7 protein-coding genes and 1 pseudogene are annotated in these 12860 nt (G+C 40.6%); 3 read left to right on the top strand and 5 right to left on the bottom strand.

Annotated elements, in window-relative coordinates; genetic code table 11:
* Window positions 1–1051: 1051 nt before the first annotated feature.
* Together FZC78_RS07360 and FZC78_RS07355 are read left to right on the top strand one after the other, a co-directional pair.
* Window positions 1052–2557, top strand: coding sequence for a hypothetical protein (locus FZC78_RS07360; RefSeq protein WP_148939003.1), 1506 nt, complete (start codon window positions 1052–1054; stop codon window positions 2555–2557).
* Window positions 2558–2678: 121 nt separating this feature from the next.
* Complete coding sequence (locus tag FZC78_RS07355; protein WP_148939002.1) at window positions 2679–4529, top strand: cell wall-binding repeat-containing protein; 1851 nt, start codon at window positions 2679–2681, stop codon at window positions 4527–4529.
* A 453-nt stretch (window positions 4530–4982) separates the two neighbouring features.
* Here FZC78_RS07355 and FZC78_RS07350 read toward each other — a convergent pair whose 3' ends face one another.
* The 4 genes and pseudogenes from FZC78_RS07350 to FZC78_RS07335 form a co-directional block, all read right to left on the bottom strand.
* Complete coding sequence (locus tag FZC78_RS07350) at window positions 4983–5768, bottom strand: PIG-L family deacetylase (RefSeq protein WP_148939001.1); 786 nt, start codon at window positions 5766–5768, stop codon at window positions 4983–4985.
* Window positions 5752–6798: a leucine-rich repeat domain-containing protein gene (locus tag FZC78_RS07345; RefSeq protein ID WP_148939000.1), complete on the bottom strand. Its 1047-nt coding sequence runs from the start codon at window positions 6796–6798 to the stop codon at window positions 5752–5754. The genes FZC78_RS07350 and FZC78_RS07345 overlap by 17 nt, the downstream gene beginning before the upstream one ends.
* Before the next feature lie 121 nt (window positions 6799–6919).
* Window positions 6920–8623 (bottom strand): annotated as a pseudogene (locus FZC78_RS07340) (IS1182 family transposase).
* A gap of 166 nt (window positions 8624–8789) precedes the next feature.
* Complete coding sequence (locus tag FZC78_RS07335; protein ID WP_187444839.1) at window positions 8790–10199, bottom strand: cell wall-binding repeat-containing protein; 1410 nt, start codon at window positions 10197–10199, stop codon at window positions 8790–8792.
* Window positions 10200–10537: 338 nt separating this feature from the next.
* Here FZC78_RS07335 and FZC78_RS07330 point away from each other — a divergent pair, with 338 nt between their 5' ends.
* A complete protein-coding gene (locus FZC78_RS07330; RefSeq protein WP_148938998.1) occupies window positions 10538–11869 on the top strand; it encodes a cell wall-binding repeat-containing protein in 1332 nt (443 codons plus the stop codon).
* A gap of 290 nt (window positions 11870–12159) precedes the next feature.
* On the opposite strand, the gene FZC78_RS07325 is transcribed toward FZC78_RS07330, so the two are convergent.
* Window positions 12160–12741, bottom strand: a complete 582-nt coding sequence (locus FZC78_RS07325; RefSeq protein ID WP_148938997.1) for a hypothetical protein — start codon at window positions 12739–12741, stop codon at window positions 12160–12162.
* Between the last annotated feature and the right edge of the window lie 119 nt (window positions 12742–12860).

Raw genomic sequence — 12860 nt, 5'->3', positions numbered from 1 at the left:
ATATCTCCGCGGAAATTCGTCTCTCCCGACCGAAGCGGTACCAGCCTCATACATATCTCCGCAGAAATCCAGCTCTCCCGACCGAAGTATCGCCAACCTCATACATATGTTCGCAGAAATTCGTCTCTCCCGACCGAAGCATCGTCCTCATCATACATATCTTCATGAAAAATCGTTATTCCCCACCGAAGACCACACTCATCATTCATATCTCAACCAAAAATTGTCTGATAGCAGGTGGCAACGTTTAGGGTACCAGGAGAGGGGGAAATATTTCTAAAAGAAGGCTGTTTTCGCATATATTGTTGCTTTCGGAAAGACCCCAAGAGCCGGATTTTTCCCCGAGTACTAAGAGTTTTATCTCTTAATTGGGGAGGGTAGCTTTTTTCTTTTTCGATATACCGTATTTTTTCCTTCTTAAGATTGAAATTTTTCAGAATTAGTATCAAATAGCAACAACGTTTACGAAAAACTCCCATGACGGCACCACCGCCACCATTTATCATAAAACGGCTACTATAACCATCCTCATAGTATAAGTAAGATTCAAAGTGGATAAGCTAGTAGTTTTGCCAAGCTTAATTTTGCCTTTTTCATACAAAGAGCCTAAAAGAAAGAATACCAAAAGACGTTATTCGACGAAACAAAACGTTAATAGCCATTGTTTGCGCTTACAATTAGACAATAATTCTCTTCGAAATCCTTTATAATAACGGAAACATACAAATCTATTACACCGAACTATCAAAAGTAGAGGGGTGTCTATTGAAATGGAGCATAACGACGGGAACATTTTGACGGGGATGTATTGGGGCACTTTATTAAGTATTCCGCTTTGGATATCTTTTTTTGGTTGGATCAAGATATTTCAAAACCTGATTTAATGGCAAATGAGTAATTCGAAAGGCTTTCTTTTTAAAGTTTGTGGCTGCTCTAAAGGAATTGGATTTCTGCTCTAGGCCTAGGCAGACGGTGAAACAAAGCGGAAGCGGCCAAAGATTACGAAAAGAGCTTTTTAAAAAACTAAATCTTTTTATGGGGATGTATATTAATGAAAGAGTATGTAAGAAGGAAGCTGCTATTCTCACTATTGATTACCACATTTATTCTTCCTGCTTACCACGTTAAAGCTGAGAGCAATACAATCAAGCCTATTGAATGGGATTCTTTTTCTTCTATTAACCCAATGGATGATGATTCAGTCAGGATTAAAAAGATTCTGCTCAATAGCACTCAATATGGATTAACCACTTGGTGGAATGAAGAAATGGAATTTGTCTCCCAAAAAGGACAGTATCTCGATATGGGGGGGACAGGTGAAAATGCGATACGCCGCCCTGCTGCCATGTCTCTTGGTATTGCCGCTTCTTTAGCGTTCGATGTTTATGATTCTTCTGAAACAGGAGTGTCGGAGTTTGGAGCTGAACTGAAAGCAGAAAAGCTTATTTCATCTTTAGCTTACCGCCATAAGTCTAATTCTCCGGATGGGTGGGGAGATGCCTGGCAATCCGCTCACTGGGCTTATTTTGCAGGTTTTGCTGGCTGGCTGTTATGGGAAGACCTTTCTTCTCAAGACCAGGAATATATTAAAGAGATGGTGGAATATGAAGCTGACCGGTTCTTGGATTATGAAGTGACTTATTGGAAGGATGAAAGTGGAAGAATCATTTTTGAAGGAGATACAAAGGCAGAGGAAAATGCTTGGAATGCCCAATTACTCCAACTGGCTACAGCGATGATGCCGAATCATGAAAACTACCTGGAATGGATGAACAAAAATATTGAACTGATGATTTCGTCTGCTGCTGTTCCTTCCGACCTGGAGAATGATGAACTCCTTCATGGAAGACAGGTGAAGGACTGGATCAGCGGCAGTAATATAAATGAAGATGGAACAGCAATTAATCATGGATTTCTTCATCCTGATTACATGGAATTCATTGCATTTAATAATACTTCCGGTTTACATTATGCGCTGGCTGGGCTGACTATTCCCAAGGCAGCGTTCCACCATTCTGACTTGGTTTACAGCAGTCTTTCTCAAGTGAGTTTTGAAAGTCCTCCTTATGAATCTCCAGGTGGGACGATTTACAGGGAAGGATCCTCTGACATTTATTATCCGGAAGGAAATGATTGGGGAACGAGCAGGCGGATGCAGTTTGCTGTCTTGGATATCTTTGCTGACGTCTTTCATTATGGAGATATGGCCGAAAGAAACGGCGGCTATTGGGAACCTTTTCATGCAGAAATGGTATTGGCTATGCAGAAACGCCATGAAGACGGGCGTACGTATGATGAGCGTTGGGAGGATACTTACAGCGGGAGAGAAGAATGGATTGCTCACCATGCAGCTTGGGCTTGGATTGCTAAATGGGTTGATGTTAATGCAGAACTATGTATTTCAAACTCCTCCTATAGTGTTATGTATGAAGAGACGGAGGAAATGAGATGTACTAAAGTCCCGAAAACGATTTTCCCAGATGCGTCTCCTCCGCATTCTCCTAGGACACTTCCTTCTTTATTCGACAAAACATTTATATGGAATAATCTTCCTTAGATAGCTAAATTATCTTTCATTCACCTTTTCTAAAACGAGAGGGTGTTTTTTGATGTCTCTTTTACTAGTAAACTGGCAGATTTATGGTAATATGGAGGGAGATTACTAAGGGAGGATTTCTATGAAACTATCCAATACAAAAAAATTAGCAGGAGTCCTGGCTTTGTCTATGGCTATCTCGATTGCCCCTGGTCAAAGTTCAGCCTCATCTACCTATGAAAATCCATCATCGTATGAAATAAATAAATTACTGACAGAAGCGGCATTAGAACATAATGTCCCGCCTGAAATTGTGAAGGCAATTGCGTATCGAGAAAGTGCCTGGAAACAGTTTAAAGAAGATGGAACACCTGTTATGAATCTGGATGGAGACAATGGTATTGGCATTATGCAGATAACAAATAATAGTAACTATGATACCGATCGTCTTAAGACGGATATCAAGTATAACATCGATTCAGGAATTAAAATTTTGAAGAGTAAGTTGAAGCTTGAAATTCCTTCCGTAGGAGATGGCGATCCAGATGTATTAGAAAACTGGTATTTTGCTGTGTTAGCCTACAATGGTGAGTATCAAGTCAACAGTCCGGTATTTAAAAATAATAAGGAAAAGATTGGACAGAGAAACTACGGTACCTACCAAGATGGTGTATATAACTTACTATCAAGGGCAAACAATAATATGTTTGAAGGGGATAAGGTAGATAATATCCTTTTTGGTGCTAATGATTTCATCTATAAGGAAGAAAATAATTATTTGTACTACGACAAGTGGAAATACAATTTGACTGACAAAGGCCATATGACAAAACATAAGTTTGAAAAGGGAGACTTGGTCATTTCACCAGAAAAGGCCAATTTTCACTCCGCTCCTTCAACAAAGGATGATAAGTATCTCTTAGACACCCTTAACGAAGGAGAGTCAGAAGTTCTTGAGGTACAACATCCGTTTGTCTATGATATTACTTATAAAGATGCACACGCAGAAAATTGGAATGCCGAAATTATGAAGCAGTACGTCTGGTATGATGTAGACCGTCAGCAAAATCAAGGTGCTGATCCTGTTTATACAGCTTCAGGTGCACTGGAGTATATGGGTAAACGGCTGGCAGGGGCAGGACGCTTTGGGACGGCTGAAACCATATCCAAACAAGGGTGGGAAACAGCTGATACCGTAGTCATCGCGAACGGAAGGAAGTTTCCGGATGCTCTTGCAGGTGCTCCATTAGCTCATAAATATAATGCGCCGCTTCTATTGACAGAGAGTGATACACTGCCCGCTTCAACCAAACGTGAAATTGAGCGTCTTGGTGCTAAGAAAGTATTCATCCTGGGAGGGGAAGCGGCAATAAGCAGTTCTGTAGAGAAAGCAGTAGATGGGTTGAAGGGCGTATCGATAGAGAGGATCTCAGGTGCAGACCGATATATTACTGCAGCTAAAATCGCAGACAAAGTTAACCCGAATCCAGAAAGAGTGATCGTAGCTTCAGGAAAGAATTTCCCTGACGCCCTATCTGCAGCGCCATATGCTGCGCGTAATGGATATCCTATTCTGCTGACTCATCCTGAAAAGCTCAATGAGTCGGCTAAAGAGATTCTTCAAGGTGTCAAGAATCCTATAGTGGCAGGAGGAAAGGCAGCTATTTCTGATAAAGTGTTCAACAGCATTGCTGGTGCTGAAAGAATTAAAGGTGCCGACCGCTACGAAACATCTGTGAAAATGGCAGAGAAACTGCCTGTTTCAGACAAAGTATTTATCGCCACCGGCCTGGAATTTGCAGATGCTTTAGCGGGTTCAGTACTAGCGGCAAAAGAAAATACTCCAGTGATTTTAACCCAAAAAGACAGCTTGCCAAGTTCAATCAAACGTTTGATTAACACCAACCAGTATGATGAGTTCATCTTGTTTGGCGGAAATAACGCAGTGAATGTCGATCAAGAACTGGGAGAAATGATTAAAGCACGGCAATAAAGGAAAATGCAAAAAGCAGCAGACGTAGTTTGGTCTGCTGCTTTTATTTATTGGGCTCTTTTCGTAAACTTTGTTGCTATTTGACGCCAATTCTGAAAAAACAACCATAGTTCAGGGGAATAACCTGATAAACATGAAAAGAAAAGAGCTTCTCTCCCAGATTAGAGAGAAAACCCTTAGTATCAGGGGGAAAATCCGGCTCTTGGGATTTTTCCGAAAGCAACAATGTAGGCGAAAACAGCCATTTATTTAAATAGTGATACAATCACCTTCTGTGGATAACTTATAGCTTATTATCCACTGCCAGCTTAAGCGCCTGAGGGTTCGTACCCACGGGAACGGACTTAGCCCCTCGGGGTCAAATGTTCCTCAGAGAATAAAAGGAAAGAGCGCCTTTTTTCTCTGAGGAACATTTGCCTGTCGGGGCTGATCAAGGCGCTTACGCATTTGTTCTTATTCTCCAATATAGTGATACTTGCTTCGAGGATCTGCTTTTAATTGTTGAAAATCGGGTACGACGGATATTCCTCCTACAGAATAGTACCGGAGACGGGGGCTCCATGTGTGATAAGCCAGCGTGGCATCATCGATAAATTGCTGGTAAGAGGGGTCGAAGGACTCGTATTTACCATCCCAAAGGTGATGCTCTACATTTTGAATATAGAATTTAGGGGAAGAAATCATGCCGCTGTTATATAAGGTCTGAAGAGCAAGTCCAGAATTACGGTGATCAATATGGTCATCATGGTAGCTTAAAGCCTTATGCTCGGCATTTGGAAAACGGCTTTTATATTTTAAAACAACCTCATTCACTTCAGTAGTTGTGGTTTGCCCATCTCTCAGCCGGGAAAAATGAATGTTTTCTCTTGGGACTCCCATGGATATAAGGGATTGAGAGAATTCTCTGTTCCTGGCTCTGGTAAAATTAGCTTTGGAAAGAGAAGAGAGCTTAGCGGATTCCAGCTTTTCATTCACACTATGAATAGCGTTTGATCCTCCTCCGCGTGTCAATAAGACCACGTGAACTTCATATCCTTCATCTATGTAACGGATAATTCCATTCCCCATAGAAAGCAATTCATCGTCTTGGTGGGGGGAATAAAAAATAGCAACAGGCTTGCTTGTAGTATCCTGTGCTGCATAAATTGAGACCAATGGTGCTGTAAAGAAACATGTAAGTATCAGCAATAATGTACAGAACGTTTTCATAGCTTTTCCTTTCTTAGTTATATTCAGCATTTAATAAAGGCTTCATTTCCAATTCCCTTATTGGCAGCCAATCATGTTCAATCATGATTCCGCGCTGTGTCAAGTCTTTGATAGTTTGGTGTAAATGGTCTGTAATAATATTCCCTTTGAAAGAAATTTCTCCTTGTTGCAGGCTCATCAAAGGACTTAAATCAGTAATTCCCGTGTTGTCCAAGTTGATGTATCCTTCCGTTATCCCCTCAAGATCCCCGATGTTTGTCAAAGCATTGCCTTTAAAATCAAGGTAATAGGCTTTGTTAGGAAAGATGTTCAGGCCATCCAGTTTCTCAAGGTTATTATTAGCGGCAATCACGGTTTCCGGATGGATTGCCTTTAGAGGAGCCAAAGAATCAACCATGTTATTCGAGATATTGATATATTCCAAGTCATTCAGTTGGCTGACAACGGAGATGTCCCTTAAATGATTGTTTACTGCTTCCAGTTCAGTAATGCCGGACAGGGCTTCTATTCCATCAAGAACCTGAAGTTCATTGTTGTTGGCCGAGAAATAGAAGTAATCAAAGGTGTCTTCAAAAGCGGCTGACGATAACTTTTCCAGGGTGGAGATATTGTTATGAGAGAGGTCAAGTCCGCCATCCTCCCCTTTAAATTTCACGCTTCCTAACGAACTGATGTCAGACAGGTCGTTATAACTCAGGTCCAGCTTCGAGAGTTCAAGGTCAGCTAACGCGGAAATATCGCTGATGGCATTATCAGCTAAGTAGATCTCCTTAAGGTGAGGCAATTTGGTTAGATAGCTGATATCCTCTACTTCATTTCCCTCGAAAAAAAGAACTTCCAGATTCGAGGCCTGTTCAATTCCATCCAGTTCAGCCTCGCTCCACCAGCTTGCATGAAGTTGGGTCAGCGAATTTAATCTGCTTTTAGGTACATTTATGGTCTCTTCCATGTCGAGTTGAATTCTGACTGAGTCTGCAATCGCCGGGTTTTGAATGAACCGCTGGTTATAAATAAGCAGCAGTGATAGCAATAGACACACCAACACTATGTATTTCTTCATGTTTCCTCCTTACACGTATCTGTCAAACTCTTACCATTATAGTATGAGAAAAGACCCTAATTCCACAATATGAGAAAATTCGTCAAATATTTAGTAGAAGAAGAGGAAAGAGAGAGGGCAGCTAAATGGGAAAAAAACTATTATAAAAAGTAAAAAGAGGCTGGGACATAACTAGCCAAAAATCATGAAAAATGGCTTCAATCATCATTTCGGATGATTGAAGCCCTTTTCTTTCATTACTCTAGTGGATTAGGTTGCGTTCCTGGCAGTCAACTTTCTCAAGTTAACCGCCATCAGCGCGAAGCCCATTTCATTTTGCACGCGCTCCTGGCCTCTGACCGATAATCTTGTGAAACCTAAATTAGCCTTCAGAAATCCAAAAACTGGTTCTACGTCGATTTTACGTCGGCCGTAGATTTCACCCGTTTTCTCGTCTGAAAGCAGTGTTCTTATCTTCTCTTTTTGTTGTTCCCATTTTTCATTTAATAATAGTTTTCGATGATTTCCTTCCTTGGCTTTCGTGCACTCAGAACGGAAAGGACATCCCGTACAGCTTTCGCACTCATACACCTTAAACTCCCGAGAAAAAGCCGTTTCGGTCTGTCTTGTTTGACAGGTGGCGGAATGTGAGTTGTTGATTATTCGGACAAGTAAATGAATCGGTTTCTTCATCGTACTTCCAATTGGCTGTATTGAATTCATTCTTTTGAGCCCTTTTCGTTTTCTCTTTGCGGTACATGTTGTAGGTAATCAGTAGCGTAGCGGTTCGATTTTCAAAGACATCCTCATAATTTTCTTCACTCCCATAACCAGCGTCAGCCACTATGTATTTTGGGAGTGTAAAGAAGTGATTTTCGATCGTATTCAGAAATGGAATGAACGTCCGTGTATCGGTGGGATTAGGGAAAACATCATAGGCAAGAGCGTACTGCCCTTCGCTCGCAATTTGAACATTGTAGCCAGCTTTTAGTTGTCCATTCTTCATGTAATCGTCCTTCATCCACATAAAGGTGGCGTCGCGATCTGTCTTAGAATAACTGTTGCGCGTACCGAAAGTGGCCATGGCCTGTTCATACTTTTGTTTGCGTGCGACAAAATCCTTAAACTGTTTGAGGAGTTGCTTGGGCATTTTACGTGCTGAGCGAAGCTGTTTTCGTTCGCTTACGTCCTTACTGGATTCGATGGTTGTAGTGAGTTCATTAACGGTGTCTTCGAGTTTCCCCACGACTTTAGCCAACTCTTTTGTAGAAAGCACCTCCGGACTTTCTCGTTCTATTTCGGGTATGATTTCCTTTTCCACTAGTTCATCATAGAGTTGATTCGATCTTTCAATGAGACCGGCACTGTAGTTCTCCACCGTTTTCCGCCAAACGAACGTGAACTTATTGGCATTAGCTTCAAGTTTGGTTCCGTCAATGAAGATCGCTTCATCATCAATATGCTTTTCCTTAACGAGATGGCAGCGAAATTGAACAAAGCACTCACGAAGAAGCGCTTTTACTTCTGGGCAGACACGAAACCGGTTAATCGTGCGGTAGCTCGGTTCATGCCCTTGGGCAAGCCACATCATTCGGACACTGTCGCCGAGGAGAGCTTCAATTTTCCTTCCTGAGAAAACGGATTGGGTATAAGCACATAAAATAATCTTCATCATCATACGTGGATGGTAAGCAGGACAGCCTGTGCTTCGTATGAACGAATCGAAGGCTTCGTGTGGTATTTGCTCAACGAGGTCGTGCACGGAGAAGGCAATATCATTTTTTTGAAGTTTGATTTCTAAATCCAGGGGAAAAACCACTTGATTCATGATATAATTTTTAAACATAAGGACCCTTCTTTCAGATGGAATTTTGTGTGGTAACTTTATTTTATCAGAAGAGGTCCTTATTTTAATTCAAAAATAATCAAAGCCGGAGAAATTTTACTCGTCGTAAAATTTCTCCGGCTTTTTCATTTTAGAGGAGGGTTTTGTCCCAGCCTCTTACATCTGTTTATTCGTATACTAGTGCTCCTAATTGGTCTTCCACTTTTGGGCTGACTGCGCTTGTGCCGCCTAAGATAGTAAAGCCCATAGGGGATGTTTCAAAAAGGCTTCTAGTATTAACATGAAGGTTGTCAGGTGTAGTCAACACCAAAGGCTCTCCATAATAAGCAGCTAAAACTGATCCAGTCAACGCATCGGCAAAATGAGTGCCCGTTGCGACAAACGCAAATCCGCCATACATTTCCAAATCTTTTGCTACATTAACAGATGTTTCATAGCGATTCTGTCCACTGATTCTGCTAGGGGTTTTCAATTGTTTATAAACCTTGCCGCTAATGGCTTGCTCACCGCCAATAACGATGTTCGATCCGTAGGTTTTTGCTTTGTTCAGTGTCGAGCTTCCAATTGCATCTTTGTCAGATAGCAGGATAGGATAACCATATTGCGCTGCATAAGAGGCAATTGAGAGTGCGTCAGGATAATTCTTTCCGTTGACAATGACAGCCGTATCACTCGCTGGAAGTTTTCCAGCGATAGCCAATGCTGTACTGTAGCGGTCTGTGCCAGCAATTCTTTCAATATTCTTAACACCCAGGGCTTTCAAGCGTTTCACTACCGTATCAGAAACAGCATTTGTGCCGCCGAGGATAGTTACCTTGCTAACCTCAAGGTCAATAATAGCTTCTTCCACTGTCGTGTGCAGCTTATCTTTAGCCGTAAGAAGAATCGGTGCATCTTTATAGTATGCCAGTGGAGCACCAGCTAATGCATCAGGGAAATTAGTGCCTGTTGTTAAGATGATTTCGTTTGCACCGGATTCAGACCAGCCTTCATAGGCGATATTAAGAGCCGTTTCATAACGATTGGTTCCTTCAATGCGGTGAACGTATGGTTCATATGAAAAATCCAGGGCGACAAAGCCGTACTTCTCATTTTTACCTAAGTTTTTATCATCTTTAGTAACGATGTAATAGGAGCCCGGTGAAAGCTGGTAGGAGGCGTAAATATCGCCTCCCTCTACATCTGTTTCTTCTGCTGGAATAAACGTTTCATCACTGCTGTAGAGTTTCATGCTGAACTGTCCGGATAAAGGCTCTTCGCCGTAACGGCCGCCCGCCAGCATAATGAAACTATCTTTTTCTATATCAATTTTAAAAATATCTGTGTCGTTCTTACCGAAATGGCCGGCGACAATCTCATCAAGATTAATAGAATTGCCTTGTGCGAATGTATTATTAGGCTCTTCTTCAATATATTCACCTTCTGAATTATATCCCTGAAGAGAAATTTTGCCCTCTGAACGTAATTCTTTTAGTGAATTTATTGTATTGCTTGTTTCAGCAGATGCGGGAGTGATCATTAAAGAGCTGCTTGCCAAGAGGAGGGAAGCAGTTAAACTAGTAATCCATTTTTTCATTGTTATTCCTCCAAAATATAAATTCATTAAATCCTTTTATAAATACAAGGGAAACAGAAATTTGTAGTCTATGATTTACTTCCCTTGACACTCCTCCTGACAAAATAGATTAAATATCTAGAATAGTATAAGATAGAAAGTCTATTTTTACTATTAAATTTTACGCTGAAATCGTCATATTTTTTCGACAGGTAATGACAAAAAAATTAGAAGGATTAACGTTGTAATGGACAATAGACTGAAAATTCACAATAAATGTCACACAACTGTAATCAAATTTAGGACTTATGCATGATAGAATCATTTTGTAGAAAAAAGTTACGTGGGGAGAAAAAAACATGACCAAACAGCACTTACTGACACGAAAAAACAAGTTAATTGCCATGGCCATTGTATGTTTTTGTTTGTTTTTATCACTTGGAGAATCAGCTTTAGCAGACGATGTCTCTGTTGATAGATTAAGCGGAACGAATCGATATGACACTTCAGTCAAAGTTTCTCAGAAAGGCTGGCCGAAGGGAGCAGACAGCGTCGTGATTGCTGTAGGAGATAATTTTCCTGATGCGCTGGCGGGAGCTCCTTTGGCATATAAATATAACGCCCCGATCCTGCTTGTACCAAAGAATAAATTATCCGGAAATGTTTATCATGAAATTAAGAGATTAGGAGCAAAGAAAGCTTTTATTCTTGGAGGGACGTCGGTAGTAGAATCCTCTGTAGAGTCCCAATTAAAGAGGATGGGTCTGGAGATTGATAGAATTGCAGGTAAGAACAGATACGAGACAGCTTCTAAAATTGCTGATTACATAGGCGGAACGAAAGCAGTCGTTACTTATGGAGACAATTTCCCAGACAGCTTATCTATTGCCTCATATGCAGCGAGCAACTCTATGCCGATCTTGCTGACAGATGATAAAGCCTTGCCTTCTGCGACTAAAAACGCATTAAAAAAATACCGTTCTACAATCGTGGTAGGCGGGGAGAGGGCGGTAAGCAAGAAAGTATACAATGAACTTCCCAGCCCTAGAAGAATAACTGGTTCTAATCGTTACGAGACAGCAACGAAAGTCGTAAATTCTCTGTATTCGACCTCATCAACTAAAGAGAGCACGATTGCTACAGGGGAAAGTTTTGCAGATGCATTAACTGGTTCTGTTATTGCCGCTAAAAATGATCAGCCTATTGTGTTAGTAGAATCCGACAGCGTACCTGCTGTTGTAAGGGAAACCATTAATGATTACCAGATGAACTCTTTTACTATTATTGGCGGTAAGTCTGTGATCTCAGAGCAAGCTGAGAAAATGCTTACATTTAATCCCGAAGTGTTAATTAATTCAGCAAAGAAACACTTAGGAACACCGTATAAGTGGGCAGGTACAACACCGGCCGGGTTTGATTGCAGCGGCTTTGTGATGTATGTATTTGGACAGCACGATATTAGTGTGCCTCGTACGACAACTGATATTTGGAATAAAGGAAAGAGAGTAAGCAAGCCTTCGGTAGGAGACCTTGTGGTATTTACTACCTATAAGCCTGGCCCGTCTCATGTTGGCATCTATATGGGTGATAATAAATTTATCCATTCAGGTGACAGAGGTGTCGAAATTACGAGTATGGATAATGTTTATTGGAACCCGAGATATATGGGAGCAGTCAGTTTCTTGGAATAGAGGATTGGAGCAGGCATACAAATGTCTGCTTTTTCTTTTGTTATTTTGAAATCATTCAGTACTCTATTACCCCTCTGTATGCTTCTTAAACTTATCTATTCAATTATTTTTGAAACAAATCTATAGGTCCATATGAAAGATCCTTTCAATAACAGAGTTTCTGAATTGATTAGCATGATGGAAGGGAACCGGACCGATAGTCAAATTATAGGATAAACAGGGGAGGAGTTTCATAGAACATAGAAAAAGAGACAGCTGAGGCTGTCTCTTTTTTCAATGGATATCTTCCTCTACTGCTTGACCGGCTCAGACTCTTCTTTAAATTTTACTCGATCTAACAGCATCATTGCATACACACTGCTGTATTTCTTTACGCTTCGGTCAACCTCTTCTGGAGAGTGAGTAAAGAGAGGGGCAAAGGTTTCTCTGTTTTTTTCTTCTGCAAAAGCTTCCATGAAAATAATAGTAAGGTCCTGTTCAATTTTGCTAGTGGCAAAAACCGTTTCCACTTTTTTAACCGCTGCATCATCTAAATTATCTAAGTCGGCTAATTTATTAGAATATAAGGGATGGAGCTGAGGCATGGCTTCTTCAATACGATCTTGTGCTTCATTCGCTGCTTTAAAAATACCTGGCATATAAGGATATTGTTTTTTCTCGATTAATGAACGTAAAAGGGCATAGACTACTTTTGTTGATTCTGCATTGAATGCTATGTTGGAAACAAGTAGTTCGACATATTCTCTTTGGTTTTTACATTTTTTAAGCTTCTCCGATAAGATGGTCTCTGCTTCATTTCGGATATCTTCTTTATTTATTGTTGATGTCAAGCTTTGGAAAATCAATCCTACTCTAAAATTTAAAGTTTTCATATGTATAGTTCCTTTCTGTGCAGTATAGTTATCTGTTACCATTTTATCATATATTTCAGAAAATTTTAATTACTTTTGACTCATTTATCAAAAGAGTTTGGTATAGGAAGATTTAAAGT

Source organism: Rossellomorea vietnamensis, assembly GCF_008180415.1.
In the GTDB taxonomy this organism is placed as follows: domain Bacteria; phylum Bacillota; class Bacilli; order Bacillales; family Bacillaceae_B; genus Rossellomorea; species Rossellomorea vietnamensis_C.
The sequence above is the reverse complement of the archived record's forward strand: the minus strand, read 5'-3'. Positions and strand labels throughout refer to the sequence as shown.